Consider the following 23,124-nt stretch of genomic DNA (forward strand, 5'->3'; position numbering starts at 1 on the left):
GGGGTGACAATCTTGGCGAAACGCAGAAAAAAGACCAAAGCAATAAAAAGTAGTTTGCTTTTTGAACTCTACGGCATACTGATCTTGATTTTCTCAGTCATCGCTCTTGCCCATCAGGGTCATGTGGGAAATTCGTTGATTTATTTGTTTCGCTTTTTTGTGGGTACGTGGTACTCACTCATTCCGCTCATCTTCATTTATGTGGCCTTGTACGCCATGATCAAAAGAGCCTGGCCACCAATGCTAACCCTGAAGAAGGCAGGTATTCTGCTATTTATATTCGGGTTATTGATTAAGAATCACATAGATTTATTCAATCAGCTGTATCCGAATCATGATTTCTCATCGGGGAAAGTCATTTCTTCGACTTGGAAAGCAATGCTGGAAGGCCTACATCCCACAGATGCGGGGAGAGCAGCATTAGAACACGGAATTGGCGGCGGGATGATCGGAGCATTCTTGTACAGCATCCTCTATTTTCTATTTGATTACTTAGGGGCAAGGCTAATCCAATATATGCTCTTTGTTATGGGATTTATTCTTGCAACAGGCATCTCGTATGTGGATCTAGGCAACATCTTAAAGGGGCGGTTCAGTAATATTGGTCAAAATATCAAGGATCGCATGAAAGAATGGCTGCAGGATCGCAATGTTCAGCCGCAGGCAACGGCATCAGCTACTAGTGCTAATGTGACAAAATCAGCGAAAAAGTCAACGTATGTCCCTATCGACGATGAGTTTGACGAAGAGGTTTTCCAGCCTGTAAAGCGAACGAAACGAGCTGCACCGCTCTTTATGGAGTTGCTTCGTCCCATTAAGGAAAATCGGAAGAAACATTCTGCTGTTGCACGAGATGACGTAGAGGTTGAGACGCAGCCCAGTGATGAGGCGCAGGAGGAAGTGGTTTATTCCACTCAAGTACCTAGTTCAATTGACCATTATGAGACGGAAGGTGAACAGCCCGCGCCGATTATACGCGATTTCCAAGAGCAGGTGATGCAAGAATCACAGCATGCTGGTAAATCCCCAGAAGGGACTGCAACATCATCACCAACACCTCAACCATCGAAAACAAGCGCCGGAGAAACGGATTTGAATGAACCAGTTAGTGTTGAATTTCAAGTAGATGCACCTGCAGTTGTTTCCAGACCGTATGAAATGCCTTCCCTGGACTTGTTAGCGAGGCCAGCATTAGGGAAGGGCAGCGAGATGGCGGACTATAAGGCCAATGCCAGAAAGCTTGAAGCAACACTTGAAAGCTTTGGCGTGCGTGCCAAAGTTTTGGAAGTTGTTAGAGGTCCTGCCGTAACACGATATGAAATTCAACCCGATGTCGGTGTGAAGGTTAGCCGGATTGTGTCGTTGACGGACGATATAGCGCTTGCATTAGCTGCGAAGGATATTCGGATGGAAGCACCGATCCCAGGTAAATCCGCGATTGGGATCGAAGTTCCGAACTTGGAAGTTTCTGTCGTTACGATGCGAGAAGTAATGGAAACGTCATCTTTCCAAGAATCTAGTTCACGTTTGTCCGTTGTTCTTGGTCGTGATATTTCTGGTCAGCCTATCTTTGGAAATTTGGCGAGAATGCCCCATCTGCTCGTTGCTGGAGCCACTGGGTCAGGGAAATCAGTTTGTATTAACGGGATTATTACGAGCATCCTGTATAAAGCGAAACCGAATGAAGTAAAGTTTCTAATGATTGACCCCAAAATGGTTGAGTTGAATGTGTATAATGGCATTCCTCATCTGCTGGCACCTGTTGTCACAGATCCAAGACGAGCTTCGCTGGCACTTAAGAAAGTCGTCGTCGAGATGGAGAAACGTTACGAGCTATTCTCGAAGAGTGGAACACGTAATATTGAAGGGTATAACGCCTTGTTGACTGAAAGCGGAACAGCACCGCCTTTACCTTACTATGTGGTCATTGTCGATGAGTTAGCCGATTTGATGATGGTTGCTGCGAATGATGTGGAAGATTCGATCTGCCGACTTGCTCAGATGGCAAGGGCGGCAGGGATTCATCTCATTATTGCTACCCAACGGCCATCCGTTGACGTTATCACTGGTGTCATTAAGGCGAATATTCCTTCGCGGATTGCTTTCGGAGTATCGTCCCAGGTGGATTCGCGGACGATTTTGGATATGGTTGGCGCTGAGAAGCTGCTAGGTCGCGGGGATATGCTTTATCTTCCTGTCGGAGCATCGAAGCCAGTTCGTGTGCAAGGCGCATTTCTTTCCGATGGCGAAGTTGAACAGGTCGTTAGTTTCGTCCGTACGCAGGAACAAGCGAACTATCGCGAAGAATTAGTGCCACAGGTTGAGGAGATGCCTGAACAGCAGAATGAATTTGAGGACGAGCTGTACGATCAGGCTGTGCAAATTGTGTTAGAGGCCAAACAAGCATCGGTATCTTTGCTTCAAAGACGTATGCGAGTAGGTTATACGCGTGCGGCAAGACTTGTCGATGCCATGGAAGCCAAGGGTGTCGTTGGTCCGTATGAAGGAAGCAAGCCACGTGAAGTTCTGATTTCACTGGAGCAATACCAACATAATCGGATTAGCTCATAATCGGTTGACAAAAGCACTTTCCATTGGAGAGTGTTTTTTGTTGTATAATCATGGACTCCCTTTCTCATAATAAGCAAGAAAAGGCTGTAATTTGAAAAGCGAGGTTGAGCAGGGGAATGAATAAACGACTAATCGTCATTGCGTTTTGTCTTGTTTTTGTCTTGGTAGTTTCCTTTCAATTGAAGGGACGAATGAATCCGCCAACAGAAGAAACTTTTAGCAAAAATGAAGTGCGTTATGGAGCTACAGGCACAGATGTATATGAATTACAGGGCAGATTGAAATTTATTGGTTTTTATGGCGGCGGTATCGATGGGGATTTCGGTTATAAAACGTTAACCGCGGTGAAGCGATTCCAAGGTGAATTTGGGATGAAGGTAGATGGGGTTGTTGGCCCCAAAACGAAGCTCAAGCTGTGGGAAGCTACAAAAAGCTGGAAACCTACTGCACCAGAGAAATCGTCGAGTGCGCAAGGCGGTACGAATACGAGTGGAGTGGATCAAAAGCCAGCCAATTTAACACCTTCGAACAATCTAGGGTATTCGGAACAAGATATTAATCTGATGGCGAATGCCGTTAATGGGGAAGCACGCGGCGAGCCTTATGTCGGGCAAGTTGCTGTGGCTGCTGTCATTCTGAATCGTGTGAAATCAGCCAGTTTTCCGAACACGATTTCTGGTGTAATCTTTCAGCCAGGGGCTTTTACAGCCGTAGCCGATGGCCAGATATGGTTAACACCGAATGAATCTTCGAAAAAGGCGGTTAAAGACGCATTAAACGGCTGGGACCCGACAGGAGGATGTATTTATTATTTTAACCCAGAGACGGCAACGTCCAAGTGGATTTGGACACGTAAACAAGTGAAAAACATCGGTAAACATATTTTTTGCGTTTAATTTAAATGTGGACAAGGAGAAGGGACCAGCTTTGGTTGCTTCTCCTCTTCGTATAGGAATATAATGGAACTAATACATGGACATAGGAGGGAGACTGACCTTTGGAGCCTACTCAATTTGAGCGTAGTACCTGGAAGCACATCCGTATTCACGTCATGCCTACAGACCGTTTCAAAACGTTTGCCATATCTGTTTACATAGGCCGTCAATTAGAGGAAGAATCTGTTACAAGCACGGCACTCACACCTTTTATCCTTCGGCGAGGCACTGAACTGCGCCCAGAAACGAAGCAATTTCGCGAATACTTAGATGATTTGTATGGTGCGGGTTTTGGTTTTGATATTTACAAAAGAGGCGATTATCAGATCGTTCAGCTTCGGATGGACATTATTAACGATCGTTTTGTGAAATCAGCCAATTCCTTGCTGAAACAGGGTCTTGAATTTGTAGGTGAAACACTTACACGACCAGCATTAGAAGATAATCATTTCCGCAATAAGTATGTGGATGCTGAGAAGATGACGCTGCGCAAACGAATTGAGTCCGTCATTAATGATAAAATTCGCTACGCGGCTGAGCGCTGTATGGAGGAAATGTGCAGCAATGAGCCTTATCGTCTTCATCCACTAGGGAAAATTGAAGATCTCGACGGTATGAATGCTGATCATTTGTACGAACAATATAAAGAATGGCTGCAAACGTCGCCGATGGATATTTATGTGGTTGGCCACACAACGCTGGATGAAGTTGAAGAGATTGTGAAGCAATCATTTGCCATCGATCGATCGTCCGAAGCGAATTATGCGACAACTCCGCCACGGGGCGTTACAGGTGAAGTGAAAACGATTGTCGAGCGTTTGGATGTGAACCAAGGGAAGTTGAACATGGGATTAAGAACCAATATTTCTTACACGGATGACAAATATCCAGTTGCCCTCATGTACAATGGCGTGCTTGGCGGTTATCCGCATTCCAAATTGTTTACCAATGTACGTGAGAAAGCTAGCCTGGCTTACTATGCATCGTCTCGTTATGATGGACACAAAGGCATCCTCACGATTCAATCTGGCATTGAGATGGCGAATTATGAGAAAGCCGTTGATATTATTCGGAAACAACTTGCAGCAATGGCGCAGGGTGAGATCAGTGAGATCGAATGGAGTCAAACACGCGCAATGATTTCCAATCAGTTGCGAGAGATTCAAGACTCAGCCTTCGAATTAATTTCATTTGATTTCAATGCGATCTTGTCGGGAAAAGAGCGCTCTGTTGCAGGCTTGATTTCGGCTGTAGAGCAAGTCGATATACCTGCAATCGCAGAAGCAGCCAAAGGCGTGCAATTGGATACGATATACTTTTTACGGGATCAGAAGGGGGAGTAGGCCATGCAGAGTATTCCATATCCACAGCTCGATGAAACCATTTATCATGAAATTCTTGATAATGGGCTGCATGTGTTTGTGTTACCCAAGGAAGGATTTCAGAAAACCTATGCGACCTTTACGACCAAGTATGGTTCCATTGATAATTACTTTCAGGTCCAAGGAAGAGAGGAAGTTCGTGTGCCAGATGGCATCGCGCATTTCTTAGAACATAAGATGTTTGAGGAGCCAGAAGGAGACATTTTCGCAACGTTTGCGACGAACGGCGCTTCGGCGAATGCGTTTACGAGCTTTGATAGAACGGCGTATTTGTTCTCTTCTACGGACCGCTACTTAGAAAATTTAACGACATTAATTAATTTTGTTCAAAACCCTTATTTCACAGACGAAAATGTGGAGAAGGAGAAAGGGATCATTGGGCAAGAAATCAAAATGTACGAGGATAATGCGGACTGGCGAAGCTATTATGGATTAATCGAGTCGTTGTATGCGAAGCATCCTATTCATATTGATATCGCAGGTACTGTAGCATCCATCGCTGAAATTTCGAAGGAGACGCTATATGAGTGCTATTACACGTTTTACCATCCGAGCAATATGAGTTTGTTCGTCGTTGGAGGCGTAGATCCGCAAGAAGTGATTACACTTGTCAAAGAAAATCAGGCAGCGAAAACGTTCCCGCCTCAAGGTGAGATCAAGCGGTTCTTCCCTGAAGAACCTGCCGAGGTGAAAGAAGCGCGAAGACTCATTATTCTTCCCGTTTCTTTGCCGAAATGCTTGATGGGCTTCAAGGAAGAAGCGCCCGATGTGACGGGTAAACCATTGCTAGTTAGAGAACTTACTACGAAATTAATGTTGGATGTGCTGTTCAGCTCTAGCTCTGAGATTTATCAATCCCTGTATGATGATCAACTTATTTCGGATAATTTCGGTCATGAATACAACTGCAGTGATGGTTATGCTTTTTCCATTGTAGGGGGAGATACCAAAGATCCTGAGCAACTGATTGCACGCATTCGTGAAGAAGTTGAAAAGAGAAAAGCGTCTGGCTTAGATGAAGTTACCTTCGAGCGCAGCCGTAAGAAGAAAATCGGATCGTTCCTACGGATGATGAATTCTCCTGAGTCGATCGCTAATGAATATACAAAGTATCGCTTCAAAGGAATCGATTTGTTCGACATTTTGCCTGTGTATGAGCAAATCACGTTAGAGGACGTCAATCGCAGATTCCGCGAGCACTTTGACTGGAGCAAACTTGCCGTATCGATCGTGCAAAGTCGTGAACAGTCGTGACGTTTAACCCACCTACGCCATTTAGCGAACAAACGGTGCTGATTACTGGCGCAAGCAGAGGAATTGGAGCTGCAATCGCACGGCGATTCGCCGCGGTAGGCATGCAGATCGTAATACACTATCGTGAATCCCATGAGGCCGCGAACGAGATTGCGCGAGCCTGTATGAAGCAAGGCGCCAAAGTACTCACCGTATCTGCTGACATTCAATCGCATGAGCAGATTCTCAAGATGAGAGATAAATTAGAGCAAATGAATATGATGCCGGATATCGTAGTCAATAATGCGGGGATCTCGCACTACGGACTGCTCTCCGATGTCACCGAGGAAGATTGGGACCGTGTCATGGATGTGAATCTCAAAGGTTCATTTCTGTGCACACAAGCGTTCATGGCCCCGATGATTAAAATGAAGTACGGACGCATAATTAATGTATCTTCGATTTGGGGGATTTCAGGCGCGTCCTGCGAAGTACTCTATTCTACTGCCAAAGGCGGCCTGAATGCTTTCACGAAAGCATTAGCGAAAGAGCTTGCTCCATCAGGGGTTACGGTGAATGCCGTGGCTCCTGGAGCAGTTCAAACGGATATGATGGCAGGCTTTCAATCCGATGAAATTGAAGCAATTACTTCCGAAATTCCAGCAGGCCGGTTAGCATCACCTGATGAAGTGGCATCATTGGTCTATTTTTTGGCGTTGCCTGAATCTGGTTACATCACAGGTCAAATCATCAGCCCTAATGGTGGTTGGCTTACATAAATGATTACAGCAAAGTCAGTGGAAATGAAGCCCACGCATATTTCAGTTCAGGGAAGTGAATATTACGTATGTAATGACCATTTCTCATAACTCAAAGGAGGCTTCTTACAATGGCTACTGTACTTAAGGTGTTCGACAAATGGAAAGAGTTTTTGGCTGAACGCGTGAGTCAGGCGGGACATGCAGGGATGAGTGAGGAAACGATCGCGAAGCTCGCTTTTCAAATTGGTGAATTTTTGGCTGACAAAGTGGATCCAGAAAATGAGCAAGAACGTGTACTCAAAGAGTTGTGGGATGCTGGGGACGAGCAGGACAAACGTACACTTGCCCGCCTCATGGTAAAATTAGTAGACAAAGGTTAATAACCGTTTTACAATCCTATTAGTACGATGTGAAAGCCTCCTCTTTCGGAGGCTTTTGCATGCTTTCTAAGCAGGAAAGGAATCATACGTCATGTCGAAGAAATGGCATTTGCCACTCATTTTAGGATTAACGGCTTGTCTGTTTACGGGTTGTGGAGATCGCGGGATTCCCGTGATAAAACAAGAGTTACTGGATAAAAAATTGTCGGTGCTCATGTTAACGAGTTCAGCTTTAACTGCTTCATCCAAGGAAGCGATTGCGCAATCTTTGAAAGATTGGCAAGATTCGAATGCGATCGCATTCGATTGGGTGAAGGATCTGAATGCGCTGAATGAAGATGTGACCACGAAGTTGAAAACGAAATCATATGATTATATATATGTAGCGGGAAATGAACTTTTTCCATCAGCGAATGAGACATTGCAATCAAGTCAGAGTTCAGCGAAGTGGACGTTTCTGCAGAGTCAGCCATTCGCAGTTGGAACGGGGAATGCTGTCAGTGACCAAGCGACATTACTACAGGTGGATACGCAACAATTGGAAACGATGAAGAACAAGTCTGTTCAAGACCTCGTGTTTCAACCCTTGGCTATTGAATGGGTGACGCGCAGCGATCGACCGATTCCTTCTACCTGGGCGCCCTCTGAAGAAGCTGATCATATTGTGCTTTTGGATAATAATCCTCAGTGGTATCAACAACTATCGTTTCAAATTCTTCAGCATCACGCGTCTTGGGTCATTTTCTATAGTCCAGCGGATGCCGATCAGATGCAAAAGGTGAAGAATATGGGTGTGTCTGTTATGGATTTCGCAGGCGCTGTAACGGCAGAGCTCAACTGGCCGCAAATTATGAACAACCGTTTGGCTGTAATGAAATCGAAATCTTGGAAGAGCGGCGTTCAGAATTATAATGTACAAGAGCTAAAAGAACTAAAAATGAAATAATGTTACGTATTTCTACATATAGAGAAGGAAAATGACGGAATTTGTAGAATTTAATTAACTAGGCGTAAATTGTCTGGTTTGACGACAGAGAAGAGTCACAGAGATCATGATGAGGTGGAACAATTGGACGTTAAAGAATGGTATATGGAGTATAAAATTCACAAGAACCGCCCTGGTTTATTAGGTGATATAGCTTCATTGATGGGGATGCTGGATATTAACATTGTGACGATTAACGGGGTAGAAGATCGTACACGAGGCATGCTTCTCCAAACGAATGATGAAGAAAAAATTGATTTAATGGGTAAAATGTTGAGAAAAGTAGATAATATTACTATTACAGCTTTACGACCACCTAAATTGGTTGATATTCTGGCAGTTCGTCACGGGCGTTACATTGAGCGCGATTCTGATGATCGCAAAACGTTCCGCTTTACACGCGACGAATTAGGACTTCTTGTTGACTTTCTTGGTGAGATTTTCAAAAGAGAAGGGAATCAGGTTGTGGGGCTGCGCGGTATGCCGCGTGTAGGTAAAACAGAATCCATCATCGCAGGCAGCGTATGTGCCAATAAACGCTGGACTTTCGTATCGTCAACACTGTTGAGACAAACGGTTCGCAGTCAATTATCTGAGGATGAAATGGCTCCAAACAATGTTTATATCATTGACGGGATCGTCTCCACGATTCGTTCCAATGAGAAGCATTATAGCCTCCTGCAAGATATTATGGGAATGCCGTCGACGAAGGTCATTGAGCACCCAGACATTTTTATTCGCGAGTCAGAATATACCTATAATCACTTTGATTATATTATCGAGCTGCGTAACAGCCCAGATGAAGAAATTAATTATGATTCTTTCACGTATACATCTGAACCATTTTAATACTTTGAACGTCATTAACAGGATGCAATAATTCCTTCGGGGAGGTGACCATATGTCTGATTTAGGTTATATTTTGCGTAAAACACGCCAGGAAAAAAAGATTTCACTTGATGATCTTCAAGAAGTAACGAAAATTCGCAAACGCTATCTTGAAGCCATTGAGGAAGGAAACTATAAAGTATTGCCTGGCAGTTTCTATGTACGTGCTTTTATCAAGAGCTATGCAGAAGCTGTAGGATTAGATCCTACAGAAGTTCTGAATATGTATCAATCAACGAATCCGTCCCCTGCGATTGAGAAGCCTGTCGTCGAAGTGATTCGTTCGAATAGAACAAGAGTCCGTAATACGGAAAAGATGAGCCGATGGGCTTCCAGCCTGATGTTTGTCTGTTTTATTTTGCTAATATTCGGAATTGTGTACTACTATACATATAAGAACTATAAAGGCACACCTGCGGATGAGAAGCCGACGCAAACGCAAACGCCGCGGATTACTGATTCGACGAACCCCTCTCCGAATTCATCTGTGAACGCGACAGGTGAGGGGAAAGCAACGACCGTTGCTACGTCCACTCCGACGCCAACTCCTGCACCAACGCCGACACCGCCTGCGGTTCAAGTGAAGTTTAGCAGCAATGAAAAGGGCGTGGATAACTACATCATAACAGGCACAGCCAATTTAAATATCCAGTTTAAAATTAAGGGATCATGTTGGATAGCTGTTAACGCATTGACTCCCGAGGGAGACAAAGGGGCGTTGCTTAGACAGAAGCTGTATAATGATGGTGACACGGATTTGTTTGACATACCAAGCTCTGCCTATTTAAATGTAGGCGCAGCAAGTGCTTTGCAGCTTATGGTCAATGGGACGCTGGTTCCTGTCGGTGATACACCGAATCCGAAGCGAGTACAATTGAATTTGCAGAAAAGCTAGCATTTTGGCAATTCCTGCGCTTTCCCGGGTAATGAAATGACGGTATAGGAAATATTCGAAGCCTAGTGGCAGCGGATATTTCTTTTTTTGTATGTTCTTGCTATAATGCTATTGTAATTTGATGGAAGGGATGTTGACCAAATATGAGTTCAGAGAGTTCATTTGATATCGTATCCAAGGTGGATATGCAAGAATTAAACAATGCCATTCAACAAGCGGAAAAAGAAATGCTAACTCGCTTTGATTTTAAAGGTAGCAAGAGTAGTATTAAACTAGATAAAGATCAGCTGGTTGTGACTTCGGATGACGAGTTCAAGCTTCAGAACGTTCTTGATATTATGCATGCCAAAATGACAAAACGCGGCATCTCGATTAAAAATCTCGAATATTCCAAGGTTGAGCCAGCGGCTGGCCAAACCGTAAGACAGAAAATTAGCATGAAGCAAGGCGTGGATCAAGAAAACTCGAAGAAAATTAATATTTTAATTCGTGACTCCAAGCTTAAAGTAAAAACTCAAATTCAAGGGGATCAAATCCGTGTAACAGGGAAGAGCCGTGACGATTTGCAAGCTGTTATTGCCCTTCTTCGTAAAGCAGATATTCCGTTAGACTTGCAATTTGTTAATATGAAATAGAGCTAGTCATAGCTGAATGAGGAAGAAAACCCCCTGGATGTAGGGGGTTTTTACATTTTGACACCCTATGGGGCATGTATTATACTGGTAGGGAGTGTTTTCTAGGACTATTGGAGGTTGTTTCATTCATGACAGAAAAGGTTAAAGTAGTAACTCTCGGATGTGAGAAGAATCTGGTTGATTCCGAGATTATGGCAGGCTTAATTCATGGCCGTGGCTTTCAACTTGTCGAGAACAAGGAAGAAGCGACTGTTATTATCGTGAACACTTGCGGGTTCATTGATGCGGCGAAAGAAGAATCCGTGAATACCATTTTGGATATGGCAGACCTAAAACAAACGGCGAATCTTAAGGCGCTTATTGTGTCAGGCTGTTTAACACAAAGATATAAGCAGCAATTGATGGAAGAAATGCCAGAGATTGATGGGATCGTAGGAACTGGCGATTTTGACAAAATTAATCACATTGTGGATGAAGCGCTTAGAGGAAAGAAACCGGTTCTAATTGGGAATCCGGTATTTAACTATGACGCTGATCTACCTAGACTGATGACCACTCCACGCTATACGGCCTATGTGAAAATTGCAGAGGGTTGCGACAACGCATGTACGTTTTGTAGTATTCCGATTATGCGCGGTGCGTTCAAAAGTAGAAGTATCGAGTCGGTCGTCGCCGAAGTGGCTACACTTGCAGCGCAAGGTGTCAAAGAAATTAGCTTGATCGCGCAAGATTCTACGAATTATGGCACAGATCTTTACGATAAATTCATGCTGCCAACGCTGCTGAACAAAGTAAGTGAAGTGGAAGGCATTGAATGGGTGCGTCTGCATTATGCGTATCCAGGCTTCTTCAGCGATGAACTAATCGAAGTGATGGCGACGAATCCGAAAGTGTGCAAATATATCGATATGCCTTTACAGCACAGTGAAGATTCGATTTTGAAAAGAATGCGCAGACCTGGCCGTCAGAAGGATACACGTGAACTTGTGCGTAAAATTCGTGAAGCCATTCCTGATGTTGCGTTGCGTACTTCGCTGATCGTTGGATTCCCTGGTGAAACAGAAGAAGATTTTGAAAACTTGAAGGCGTTTGTTCGTGACGTTCAGTTTGACCGTCTTGGTGTATTCGCTTATTCCAAAGAGGATGATACACCAGCAGCGAGATTGCCAGATCAAGTTCCAGATGATGTGAAAGAATATCGCGCGAACGTTATTATGGAGATTCAACGAGAAATTTCCAACATTCGCGGTGGACGCCGTATCGGACAAGAGATTGATGTCTTGATTGAAAGATACGATGGCAGAAGCGATGTTTATATTGGCCGTTCCCAATTCGATGCACCTGAGATCGATGGCGAGGTATTCGTGTCGAACGCGAAGCTAAACATTGGTGAACTTGCCAAAGTACGTATTACCCACTCCTATGAGTTTGACTTATCTGGGGAGGTCATTGCATGAATCTGGCCAACCGCATCACCGTAGCGAGAATTTTATTAGTACCCATTATCATGTTCTTTCTATTGATAAAGGTGAAATTTCCTCATATACGGATCGAGGAATTTAGCATTACGTATAATCAAATTATTGCTGCCTTAATCTTCATAATTGCTGCAAGTACAGACAGTTTGGACGGTTACATTGCCAGAAAACGTAATCTGGTTACGAATCTAGGCAAGCTGCTTGATCCTTTGGCGGACAAGTTGCTTGTAACTGCTGTGCTTGTATCTTTAGTGGAAATGGATAAAGTTGATGCATGGATCGTTATCGTGATCATCAGTAGAGAATGGGCAGTTACTGGACTGCGTCAAATTGCTTTACTTGAGGGTACAGTGATGGCAGCAAGCAACTGGGGCAAAGCGAAGACAGCTGCACAAATTACAGCAATTATTGCCTTGCTAATCAATAATTTTCCGTTTACGTTTGTACATTTTCCTTTTGATGTCGTTGCAAGTTGGGCAGCAGCAATTATTACTGTTTACTCTGGTATTGAATACTTTGTTAAGAATAAGCATGTTATTGACTTTTCAGAAAAATCACAATAGGGCAACCTATTGTTTTTTTCTATGCGTAGGAGGGAAACGATGTGAAAGCTGAAATTATTGCAGTAGGTACAGAATTGCTCTTAGGGCAAATTGTGAATACGAACGCTCAGTTCATCTCACAAGAATGCGCGGCTCAAGGTATTGATGTTTATGTGCAAACGGTTGTCGGAGATAACCAAGAGCGACTCTTATCAAGCCTTCAACTTGCCGCTTCACGTGCCGATGTTGTCATTTGTACAGGCGGGCTGGGCCCAACACAGGATGATCTGACCAAAGACACACTTGCAGCATGGATGGGGCGTCAACTGCTCATTCATGAACCTTCCATGCAAGCTATATCAGAGATGTTTGCTTCCCGCGGGATTCATATGGTTGAAAGCAATCGCCGACAGGCGAATATGATTGAAGGCAGCGATCCCTTACATAATGAGACAGGATTGGCCGTAGGTAACGCATTGACCTATGAGGGAACACATTTTATTTTGCTGCCTGGACCGCCGAAAGAAATGAAGCCAATGTTTATGAATCAGGCGATTCCATGGCTGCAAGCACATATGACCGATGAGGTTCCGTTGTATTCTAAAATGTTGAAGTTTGCAGGGATTGGCGAGTCTGCCCTTGAGTATCAATTAATCGACTTGATTCAAGATCAATCGGACCCTACCCTTGCTCCTTATGCTAAGGAAGGTGAGGTTACTATCCGTGTAACGACACGCGCGCATTCAGAGATGGAAGGTGAGCGTAAAATAGCATCAACCATCACGAAGATTCAGAAACGTTTAGGGGATCACCTGTATGCCGAACAGGATGTGCCGATCGAAACTATCGTTCTAGAGCTTCTTGGTAAAAAAGGGTTAACGCTAACCGTTGCAGAGAGCTGTTCGGGTGGCTTATTAAGTGATCTGCTTACGTCGATCCCTGGCAGCTCGCAATCTTTCATTGGCGGCATCATCTGCTACTCCAATGCGTTGAAACATAAGCTTCTTGGTGTGCCCATGGAAGTTTTGGAGGGAGCGGGAGCTCCTGGTGCTGTGAGCAGCGAGACGGCAGTCATTCTAGCCGAGCAATTGCTCGTACGTACAGGAAGTGACTTCGGCGTTTCCCTAACGGGTGTGGCAGGTCCAAGCCCGTCTGAGGGTAAGCCTGTTGGTCTAGTCTACCTCGGATTAGCTCAAAAGAATGCAATAACCCAAGTTTTCACGCTAAATCTATCTGGAAATCGAGAAACGATTAAACTTAGAGCCGCGAAGAGAGCACTCTATGAATTGTGGAAACAGTTGAAAGAAAACTAGAAATCAACTATAATCAAGAGAGTGTTAACGGAAGAACCGTAGCAAAGCGATAACTTTGTTACGGTTTTTTGTTTGTTCGCAAAAAAACGAATGTATGTTCGAAAAAATGCTTGGCAAACGTGCCAAAACAAGTTATCATATACCTATAATCATAGAAGGAAGTGGTCGTTTTGTCAGATCGTCGTGCCGCACTTGATAATGCTTTACGTCAAATTGAGAAACAGTTCGGAAAAGGCTCCATTATGAAACTTGGAGAATCTACACATATGCAAGTTGAAACGATTTCTTCAGGTGCACTTGCACTTGATATTGCTCTTGGAATAGGTGGATTCCCTCGTGGAAGAATTATAGAAGTTTACGGACCAGAATCTTCTGGTAAAACAACAGTTGCCCTTCATGCGATTGCAGAAGTACAGAAAGTTGGCGGACAAGCCGCTTTTATCGACGCGGAGCATGCTTTGGATCCATCCTACGCAAGCAAGTTGGGTATCAATATCGATGAATTATTGCTCTCCCAACCAGATACAGGTGAACAAGCACTTGAAATTGCAGAAGCACTCGTGCGCAGTGGTGCAGTTGATATCATCGTTATCGACTCCGTTGCAGCTCTTGTACCGAAAGCGGAAATCGAAGGCGACATGGGGGATTCCCACGTTGGACTTCAAGCGCGTCTTATGTCGCAAGCCCTACGTAAATTGTCTGGTGCGATTAATAAATCCAAGGTTATTGCCATCTTCATTAACCAATTGCGTGAGAAAGTCGGCGTAATGTTCGGTAATCCTGAGACGACGCCGGGTGGAAGAGCACTTAAGTTCTACTCCTCTGTTCGTTTGGATGTGCGTCGTGTGGAAACAATCAAACAAGGGAATGACATGGTTGGGAATCGCACGAGAATTAAGGTTGTAAAGAATAAAGTGGCTCCACCATTTAAACAAGCTGAAGTTGATATTATGTATGGTGAAGGAATTTCACGCGAAGGAAGTATTATTGATATCGCAACCGAAATGGATATCGTGAATAAGAGCGGTGCATGGTATTCGTATGAAGGTGAGCGTCTAGGTCAAGGCCGTGAGAATGCGAAGCAGTTCCTGAAAGAGAACAAAGCAATCTCGGAAACGATTGAATTGCGAATCAGAGAGAACAGTAACTTGATTAAAGTTGTTGGTCCAAATACTGATGACGAAGATGAGCTGGACACAGCTTTTGAAGAATAAACAGAATAAATATTAAGTAGCCAGTTGATGAAGCACCTGAACCTTGCGTTGAGGTGCTTTCTTCATGCAGAGGAGTGAACTTAGGTTGGACCGCGAAGAAGAACAGTTGCAAATTATAACGAAAGTAGAGAAGCAGAAACAAGGCCGACATCGATACAATATATTTCTAAACGAAGCGTATGCCTTTTCCGTTCATGAAGATATTCTCGTGAAACATCGATTACATAAAGGGGAGACCTTGTTACTTCATAGTATTGAAGCCATCCTGCTGGATGAGGAAAGAAACTTAGCTTATGTGAAGGCGCTGTTTATGGTTGGAAGACGTCCGCATGCCATTTCTGAGGTGAAACGGAAGCTAAAGGAAAAGGGGTTCGAAGCTCCCATCATTGATTGGACGTGTAAGAAACTAATCGCGAACAAATACGTAAACGATGAAGAATTTGCAAAGATGTGGACAGACAATCGTGTCCTAACGCAGCGCAAAGGACGAAATCTGATTCGGCAAGAACTCCAGTATAAAGGGATTGATCCCAATGTTGTGAAGAGTACAATGGCAGACATCAATCCGGAGGATGAATACGAGGGAGCTTTGAAAATAGCCCGAACCAAATGGAAACAATCATCAGGAGAGACGATGGATAAGAAGCGAAAGACTGCAGCATTTCTAATGCGGAGGGGCTATACGGGGGCAATTGTTTCGAAGGTTTTCGCGGTAATCATGAGCGAGTTAGGTGATGAAGATTCCGACTTGTTCGAAGAATTCACCGAATATGATTAATGTCATTAATTAATGCTTCTTTTTTATTAATGATATTAAATAATTTCAACTGGAAAAACTGGGCCTAATTGTTCAACTCTTGGACATTCGCTTGACAAGCTTCTTCGACAAAAGATAAAATAACAATGTATATTTTCATAATGTATTCAAAATCATACTAATTTCATTGATTTTGATAGGACAGCTGTAAAAACCGCCAATTTTTACACTGTTGATTATGGATTATTAGCACTAGAGTGCCCTATCGCACAGTGCGCATTCATTTAAAAGCGATACTCTTTCGTTATAGAAGGGTATGTAATGACTAGTTAACAATTGAATCGGATTAAAAAACCGAAGGAGTCCCAAGCTAACACCTTGGAGAAACCAACGAGGAGGTGAACAAGATGACTGCCATCTGGATCGCGATCATTCTCGTTGTTGGAGCTGCTTGCTTAGGGATTGGTTATTTTATCCGTAAATCTCTTGCAGAAGCGAAAATTTCCAGTGCAGAAACTGCCGCTGAGCAGATCAAAGAATCTGCTAAGAAAGAAGCGGAAGCACTGAAAAAAGAAACGGTTCTGGAAGCGAAGGACGAAGTGCATAAGCTTCGCTCCGAAGCTGAAAAAGACATTCGTGAACGTCGGAATGAAATTCAACGACAAGAAAGACGATTGTTGCAAAAAGAGGAATCGCTGGATAAAAAATTAGAGTCTCTCGAGCGTAAAGAAGAGTTAGTTGCCAACAAAGAGAAACGAATCGAGGATACACAAACACAGATTGACCAGCTTTATAAAAGCCAAGTCTCAGAATTGGAACGGATTTCTGGTCTTACAATGGAAGAAGCGAAGAGTATTATTCTTACTAATGTAGAGCAAGAAGTTCGTCATGAAACGGCTCAATTAATTAAAGAGATCGAACAGCAAGCCAAAGAAGAAGGCGAGAAGAAAGCACGAGAAATCATCACACTCGCTATTCAGCGTTGTGCGGCGGATCACGTTGCAGAAACAACAGTTTCAGTTGTCTCGTTGCCAAATGAAGAAATGAAAGGCCGTATTATCGGTCGTGAAGGACGTAATATCCGTGCTTTAGAAACGTTGACGGGTATTGACCTTATTATTGATGATACGCCTGAAGCGGTAATCTTATCAGGATTTGACCCGATTCGCCGTGAAATTGCTCGTACATCTTTGGAGAAATTAGTGGCTGATGGACGTATCCATCCAGCACGTATCGAAGAAATGGTCGAGAAGTCTCGTAAAGAAGTGGACGAGCGTATCCGCGAGTATGGGGAGCAAGCGACGTTTGAAGTTGGGGTACACGGATTACATCCTGACTTGATTAAAATTCTGGGACGCCTTAAGTTCAGAACAAGTTACGGACAAAACGTGTTGAAACATTCCATGGAAGTAGCTTATCTAGCTGGCTTAATGGCTGGGGAGCTCGGGGTAGACGTAACTTTGGCGAAACGTGCCGGGCTTCTTCATGACATTGGTAAAGCGTTAGATCACGAAGTTGAAGGATCGCACGTTGAAATCGGTGTTGAGATAGGTAAGAAGTACAAAGAACATCCAGTCGTTATCAATAGTATCGCTTCACATCACGGTGACGTGGAAGCAACCTCTGTTATCGCTATGCTAGTCGGCGCTGCCGATGCTTTATCAGCAGCAAGACCAGGAGCACGCAGAGAAACTCTTGAAACGTACATCAAACGACTTGAGAAATTGGAAGAAATTTCAGAATCATTTGAGGGTGTTGAGAAGTCATACGCCATTCAAGCTGGCCGCGAAGTTCGTGTCATGGTTCAACCTGAGAAAGTGGATGACACTGAAGCATTCCGTTTAGCCCGTGATATTACGAAGAAAATCGAGGGTGAACTCGATTATCCAGGACATATTAAGGTAACGGTCATTCGTGAAACGCGCGCCGTTGAATACGCAAAATAAGTTACACATGAGAAAAGTGGCTGATACAGCCACTTTTCGTTATTTTCATGGCAGTAAGTCAATACTATGAATAAACGGCGAGTGCACCTTTGGGCAGAAGTAAAGGAGTTTTATTGAAATTATGAAAATTGTATTTATTGGTGATATTGTAGGTTCGGTTGGAAGAAAAGCTTTGAAACATATTATGCCAAGACTAAAACAATTGCATCCTAATGCGGTGTTTATCGCAAATGGGGAGAACGCAGCGGCGGGTAAAGGGATTACCGCGGCTATCGCCAAGGAAATCTATGAAATGGGCATTCAGGCAATTACGATGGGGAATCACACCTGGGATCAGAAAGAAATTTTTGATTGGATTGATCGTGATGAGAAAATGGTTCGCCCTGCTAACTTTCCACCAGGTACACCAGGACAAGGACATACGGTCATTAAAGTGAAAGATCAAGAGATTCTGATTATTAATTTGCAAGGCCGTACTTTCCTTCCGCCGATTGATTGTCCATTCCGTAAAGTGGATGAAATTTTGGAAAATACGAAGAAAAAGCATAAATTCGTGTTTGTGGACTTTCATGCGGAAGCGACATCAGAGAAAATCGCGATGGGCTGGCATTTAGATGGTAAGGTCTCAGCCGTTGTAGGAACGCATACACACGTGCAAACGAATGATAACCGAGTGTTGCCTCAAGGAACGGCTTATGTGACGGATGTTGGGATGGTGGGCCCTCGTGATGGTATCCTAGGTGTTGAGCGTAATGCTGTGCTTCAGAAGTTTAAGACTCAGTTGCCAGTTCGATTCGTAACGGATGAAGGAAAATGGCATTTCCATGCTGTCGTTATTGAGTTGAATGATGCAACAGGGTTAGCCAAATCCATTCATTTGATTCGATATGATGAAGATCAAGTGTTCATGGATTAAAAATAGCATGTTTTTACAGCCCCGTGAATATGATGGGTATTGGAAGCTATCCATCATTTCCGAGGAGGTACTATTCATGGATGTATTAAAAGTTTCAGCAAAATCTAATCCAAACTCCGTAGCAGGTGCATTGGCAGGCGTATTGCGTGAACGTGGGGCCGCTGAGCTCCAAGCGATTGGCGCAGGCGCGTTGAACCAAGCCATCAAAGCGGTAGCGATCGCAAGAGGATTCGTGGCGCCTAGTGGAGTCGATTTAATTTGCGTACCTGCCTTCACGGATATTGTGATTGATGGGGAGGACCGGACAGCGATTAAACTCATTGTCGAGCCAAGATAAGAAATTTCATTCTACATAATGGAATCCGTATTAAATTAGCCGATCGAGAAAACTTCATACTTCGCAGTACCTATGAAACCTCTGTATAGAGGTTTTTGTGTTGTTAACGGAAGATGTACGTTTAATAGGAGGGTGGATCAGATGAGAATCGTAGACGGCCATTGTGATGCATTGACGAAGTTGTTCCAGAATGACAGACTGGATTTTCACGCGGATGAAACGGAATTGGATGTCTGCTTTCCAAAATTAAAAAGAGCGGGGGTGAAGGTGCAATGCTTCGCGATGTATTTGTCAGAGTCGATCACGAATCCATCATTTGATCATATTTTGCAGATGGTTGATATTTTCTATAGGCGTTTACTAAATCATCCAGAGATGATGTTTATTCGTACCGCAGCTGATTGGCGGGCCTTGGAGCAATCCCAGAAGATTGGGGCGATTTTAACCTTAGAAGGCTTGGACATACTGGCAGGAAATATGACGTATTTACGTATCTTGCATCACTTAGGTGTGCGTTCGATGGGATTGACCTGGAATTATGCGAATTGGGCTGCGGACGGGGTTATGGAACCGAGAAATGGTGGATTTACAAAAAAAGGGTTGCGCATGTTAAAAGAAATCGAATCAATGGGCATAATAGTCGATGTATCCCATCTGTCGGTGGCAGGTTTCTGGGAGCTGGTGGATATCTATAAGAAGCCATTTGTAGCAACGCACTCGAACGCGAAGAGCCTTTGTCCTCATCCAAGAAATTTATCAGACGAACAAATCAAGGCTATCATCGCATGTAAGGGATTAATGGGGATTACCTTTGTGCCTTACTTTTTGGAAAATTCGATGACAGATGTTCCGATTTCCTCGATTCTTCGGCATATTGATCATGTCGGTTCGTTAGGTGGCGAGTCGCATGTAGGCTTTGGCTCTGATTTTGACGGGATTGAACACTGGGTAAAAGATTTGAGACATACAGGCCAATACGGAAATATTATAGATGCATTGTGTAAAAACTATACGGAGTCCCAAGTGGAGGCATTCCTGTACGGGAATTGGCGCAATTTCATGTTGGCTAATCTTCCGCAATAATAGAAGGGAATCAATCTAATATTGATATGGATACAATCTAAAAACTCTATCTTTTAGAAACGCTGAAACCTCTTGCAATTTACTCTGTAAAGGCATAGAATTTGGTTGACAAGTGAAAGAATTTTTTTATTGCATCATCCTTAATTACTAACTATTTAGCTTATCAAATGTTCTTTATGCAGCTACAATCAAAAGGAGTGGACGTACGGTGATTAGTCAGTTATCTTGGAAAATCGGAGGTCAGCAGGGAGAAGGGGTCGAAAGTACAGACCGTATTTTCTCTACTGCATTGAACCGTCTCGGTTACTATTTGTATGGGTACCGTCATTTCTCTTCACGGATTAAGGGGGGACATACAAATAACAAGATTCGCATCAGCACCAAACCGATTCGCGCAATTTCAGATGATTTAGATATTCTTGTTGCTTTTGACCAAGAAAGTATTGATTTCAATGCTCACGAGCTTCGCGATAACGGTGTTATTGTTGCGGACGCGAAATTCAATCCAGTTCTGCCAGAAGGAATTAAAGCTAGATTGTTCCCTGTGCCTATTACTGCGATTGCAGAAGAATTAGGAACTTCCCTATTTAAGAACATGGCCGCGTCAGGTGCTTCATGGGCTCTTCTTGGCTTGCCACTAGACGTGTTTAATAAAGCGGTTGAAGAAGAATTTGGCCGTAAAGGTGCGGCAGTTGTTGAGAAAAATATCGAGGCTGTTCGTAAAGGTGCGGAATCCGTACTTGAATTGGCTGGCGGTCCTATCGCAGATTTCCAATTGGAGCCTGCTGATGGTCAACAAAAATTGTTCATGATCGGTAATGACGCGATCGCTCTTGGAGCCGTTGCTGCAGGTTGCCGTTTCATGCCTGCTTACCCTATTACACCAGCTTCCGAAGTTATGGAATACTTGCAAAAAGTACTTCCTAAACTAGGTGGAACTGTTATCCAAACGGAAGACGAGATCGCGGCTTGTACGATGGCAATCGGCGCTAACTATGCAGGTGCTCGTGCATTAACAGCTTCCGCAGGTCCAGGTCTTTCCTTGATGATGGAAGCAATCGGTTTGGCAGGTATGACAGAAACACCGGTTGTTATCGTCGATACACAACGCGGTGGTCCAAGTACAGGTCTTCCAACGAAGCAAGAACAATCCGATTTAAACGCAATGGTTTATGGAACTCACGGTGAAATTCCGAAAATCGTTCTTGCACCTAGCACGATTGAAGAGTGCTTCTACGATACGATCGAAGCGTTCAACCTTGCTGAGAAATATCAAGTTCCAGTTATTCTGATGACGGATCTTCAACTTTCTCTTGGTAAACAATCCGCTGAGATGCTGGATTACAACCGCATCGTAATTGACCGCGGCGCCCTGGTAACAGAAGCTCCAGAACAAGAAGCGAATCAATTGTTCAAACGTTATGAGTTTACTGCTGACGGTGTTTCACCGCGTGTAATTCCAGGTGTTAAACATGGTATTCACCATGTAACGGGTGTTGAGCATGACCAAACTGGTCGTCCTTCTGAAAGCACTGAAAACCGTCAACGTATGATGGATAAACGTCTTGAGAAATTGAAACATATCCAAGTGACGGATGCCATTAAAGTTGACGCACCACACGAAACACCAGACCTGCTTATTATCGGTATGGGTTCAACAGGTGGAACAATTGACGAAGCTAGACGTCGTGTGGAATTGGAAGGAATCAAAACGAACCATGCAACCGTACGTTTGATTCACCCATTCCCAGCTGAACAACTTCGTCCTTATGTTGAAAAAGCAAAAACAGTTATCGTTGTTGAGAACAACGCTACAGGTCAATTAGCAGATCAAATCAAGCTGCATGTGGGTCACGCAGATAAAATCAAAAATGTAACGAAATATAATGGTAATCCTTTCTTGCCAGCAGAAATCGAACAAAAATGTAAGGAGTTGACTTTAGCATGGCAACATTAAAAGACTTTCGTAACAATGTAAAGCCTAACTGGTGTCCTGGATGCGGAGATTTCTCCGTTCAAGCAGCGATTCAACGTGCTGCAGCTAATGTTGGATTGGAACCAGAAGACTTAGCTATCGTATCAGGGATCGGATGCTCAGGTCGTATCTCTGGATACATCAATGCATACGGATTCCACGGTATTCACGGAAGATCTCTGCCAATCGCACAAGGCGTGAAAATGGCAAACCGCGATTTGACAGTTATCGCTTCTGGCGGAGACGGGGACGGCTTTGCAATTGGTATGGGGCACACTGTTCATGCTATTCGTCGTAACATCGATGTTACTTACATTGTAATGGACAACCAAATCTACGGTTTGACAAAAGGTCAAGCATCTCCACGTAGTGCGGAAGGTTTCAAAACGAAAAGCGTTCCAACTGGAACGATTGAGACAGCTATTTCTCCATTGGAAATCGCAATGGCAGCTGGCGCTTCCTTCGTAGCCCAATCATTCTCCAGTAACTTGAAACAGCTGACTGCTGTAATCGAAGCTGGTTTGAATCACAAAGGTTTCTCCTTGATTAACGTATTCAGCCCATGCGTAACGTTCAATAAAGTGAACACGTATGACTGGTTCAAAGAGAACATCGTTGATTTGGATGAGATTCCTGATTATGACTACACGAACCGCGTTATGGCGATGACGAAGATCATGGAAACGAACTCCATGTTGACAGGGATCATCTACCAAAACAAAGATAAGAAGAGCTACGAAGATTCCATTCCGTCATTTGCAAAAGAAGGTCTTACGAAACAAGATCTTAAGCTGTCTGAAGCTGACTTCAGCAAATTGCTTACTGAATTCAAATAATAAAATGACCAATAGAGGCATATGGATAAATTCCGTATGCCTTTTTTGCTCAGCGGTAATAC

At 43.7% G+C, this 23,124-nt stretch carries 21 protein-coding genes; all 21 read left to right on the top strand.

Annotated features, from left to right (window positions below; genetic code table 11):
• Positions 1 to 12: 12 nt before the first annotated feature.
• The 21 genes from MJB10_RS11625 (at position 13) to MJB10_RS11725 (ending at position 23,062) form a co-directional block, all read left to right on the top strand.
• Positions 13 to 2,571: an FtsK/SpoIIIE family DNA translocase gene (locus MJB10_RS11625; RefSeq protein ID WP_314804986.1), complete on the top strand. Its 2,559-nt coding sequence runs from the start codon at positions 13 to 15 to the stop codon at positions 2,569 to 2,571.
• A gap of 116 nt (positions 2,572 to 2,687) precedes the next feature.
• A complete protein-coding gene (sleB, locus tag MJB10_RS11630; RefSeq protein WP_314804988.1) occupies positions 2,688 to 3,467 on the top strand; it encodes a spore cortex-lytic enzyme in 780 nt (259 codons plus the stop codon).
• Between the two features lie 101 nt (positions 3,468 to 3,568).
• Positions 3,569 to 4,849, top strand: a complete 1,281-nt coding sequence (gene yfmF, locus MJB10_RS11635; RefSeq protein WP_314804989.1) for an EF-P 5-aminopentanol modification-associated protein YfmF — start codon at positions 3,569 to 3,571, stop codon at positions 4,847 to 4,849.
• A 3-nt stretch (positions 4,850 to 4,852) separates the two neighbouring features.
• Positions 4,853 to 6,142 (top strand): EF-P 5-aminopentanol modification-associated protein YfmH, encoded by a 1,290-nt coding sequence (gene yfmH / locus MJB10_RS11640; RefSeq protein WP_314804991.1) that lies wholly within the window; start codon positions 4,853 to 4,855, stop codon positions 6,140 to 6,142.
• The gene (gene ymfI, locus MJB10_RS11645; protein WP_314804993.1) at positions 6,139 to 6,900 is read left to right on the top strand and encodes an elongation factor P 5-aminopentanone reductase; all 762 of its coding nucleotides are present in this window, start codon (positions 6,139 to 6,141) and stop codon (positions 6,898 to 6,900) included. Before yfmH ends, ymfI begins: the two co-directional genes overlap by 4 nt.
• Positions 6,901 to 7,010: 110 nt before the next feature.
• Positions 7,011 to 7,262 (top strand): DUF3243 domain-containing protein, encoded by a 252-nt coding sequence (locus MJB10_RS11650; RefSeq protein WP_314804995.1) that lies wholly within the window; start codon positions 7,011 to 7,013, stop codon positions 7,260 to 7,262.
• Positions 7,263 to 7,353: 91 nt separating this feature from the next.
• A complete protein-coding gene (locus tag MJB10_RS11655; protein WP_314804997.1) occupies positions 7,354 to 8,208 on the top strand; it encodes a hypothetical protein in 855 nt (284 codons plus the stop codon).
• 144 nt (positions 8,209 to 8,352) lie between these two features.
• Positions 8,353 to 9,096: a DUF3388 domain-containing protein gene (locus tag MJB10_RS11660; protein WP_397386627.1), complete on the top strand. Its 744-nt coding sequence runs from the start codon at positions 8,353 to 8,355 to the stop codon at positions 9,094 to 9,096.
• A gap of 52 nt (positions 9,097 to 9,148) precedes the next feature.
• Entirely contained in the window at positions 9,149 to 10,030 is an 882-nt protein-coding gene (locus tag MJB10_RS11665) for a helix-turn-helix domain-containing protein (RefSeq protein ID WP_314805001.1), read from the top strand.
• Positions 10,031 to 10,173: 143 nt separating this feature from the next.
• Positions 10,174 to 10,665, top strand: a complete 492-nt coding sequence (locus MJB10_RS11670) for a YajQ family cyclic di-GMP-binding protein (RefSeq protein ID WP_310500257.1) — start codon at positions 10,174 to 10,176, stop codon at positions 10,663 to 10,665.
• Positions 10,666 to 10,793: 128 nt separating this feature from the next.
• Positions 10,794 to 12,122: a 30S ribosomal protein S12 methylthiotransferase RimO gene (rimO, locus tag MJB10_RS11675; RefSeq protein ID WP_314805006.1), complete on the top strand. Its 1,329-nt coding sequence runs from the start codon at positions 10,794 to 10,796 to the stop codon at positions 12,120 to 12,122.
• Positions 12,119 to 12,706 (top strand): CDP-diacylglycerol--glycerol-3-phosphate 3-phosphatidyltransferase, encoded by a 588-nt coding sequence (gene pgsA, locus MJB10_RS11680; RefSeq protein ID WP_314805012.1) that lies wholly within the window; start codon positions 12,119 to 12,121, stop codon positions 12,704 to 12,706. The genes rimO and pgsA overlap by 4 nt, the downstream gene beginning before the upstream one ends.
• Positions 12,707 to 12,747: 41 nt before the next feature.
• Positions 12,748 to 13,998, top strand: a complete 1,251-nt coding sequence (locus MJB10_RS11685; RefSeq protein ID WP_314805014.1) for a competence/damage-inducible protein A — start codon at positions 12,748 to 12,750, stop codon at positions 13,996 to 13,998.
• A 170-nt stretch (positions 13,999 to 14,168) separates the two neighbouring features.
• Positions 14,169 to 15,212: a recombinase RecA gene (recA, locus tag MJB10_RS11690; protein WP_314805015.1), complete on the top strand. Its 1,044-nt coding sequence runs from the start codon at positions 14,169 to 14,171 to the stop codon at positions 15,210 to 15,212.
• An 85-nt stretch (positions 15,213 to 15,297) separates the two neighbouring features.
• On the top strand, positions 15,298 to 15,990 hold the full coding sequence (locus MJB10_RS11695; RefSeq protein WP_314805016.1) for a regulatory protein RecX: 693 nt from the start codon (positions 15,298 to 15,300) through the stop codon (positions 15,988 to 15,990).
• Positions 15,991 to 16,376: 386 nt separating this feature from the next.
• Complete coding sequence (gene rny / locus MJB10_RS11700; RefSeq protein WP_314805017.1) at positions 16,377 to 17,915, top strand: ribonuclease Y; 1,539 nt, start codon at positions 16,377 to 16,379, stop codon at positions 17,913 to 17,915.
• Between the two features lie 121 nt (positions 17,916 to 18,036).
• On the top strand, positions 18,037 to 18,831 hold the full coding sequence (locus MJB10_RS11705) for a TIGR00282 family metallophosphoesterase (protein WP_314805018.1): 795 nt from the start codon (positions 18,037 to 18,039) through the stop codon (positions 18,829 to 18,831).
• A gap of 76 nt (positions 18,832 to 18,907) precedes the next feature.
• Positions 18,908 to 19,168 (top strand): stage V sporulation protein S, encoded by a 261-nt coding sequence (locus MJB10_RS11710; protein ID WP_028558349.1) that lies wholly within the window; start codon positions 18,908 to 18,910, stop codon positions 19,166 to 19,168.
• A gap of 141 nt (positions 19,169 to 19,309) precedes the next feature.
• On the top strand, positions 19,310 to 20,251 hold the full coding sequence (locus MJB10_RS11715; protein ID WP_314805021.1) for a dipeptidase: 942 nt from the start codon (positions 19,310 to 19,312) through the stop codon (positions 20,249 to 20,251).
• A gap of 208 nt (positions 20,252 to 20,459) precedes the next feature.
• Entirely contained in the window at positions 20,460 to 22,208 is a 1,749-nt protein-coding gene (locus MJB10_RS11720) for a 2-oxoacid:acceptor oxidoreductase subunit alpha (protein ID WP_314805023.1), read from the top strand.
• The gene (locus tag MJB10_RS11725) at positions 22,196 to 23,062 is read left to right on the top strand and encodes a 2-oxoacid:ferredoxin oxidoreductase subunit beta (RefSeq protein ID WP_314805024.1); all 867 of its coding nucleotides are present in this window, start codon (positions 22,196 to 22,198) and stop codon (positions 23,060 to 23,062) included. The genes MJB10_RS11720 and MJB10_RS11725 overlap by 13 nt, the downstream gene beginning before the upstream one ends.
• The last annotated feature ends 62 nt before the right edge of the window (positions 23,063 to 23,124 follow it).

Origin of the sequence: Paenibacillus sp. MBLB1832 (assembly GCF_032271945.1) — a bacterium.
GTDB classification, from domain to species: Bacteria; Bacillota; Bacilli; order Paenibacillales; family NBRC-103111; genus Paenibacillus_E; species Paenibacillus_E roseopurpureus.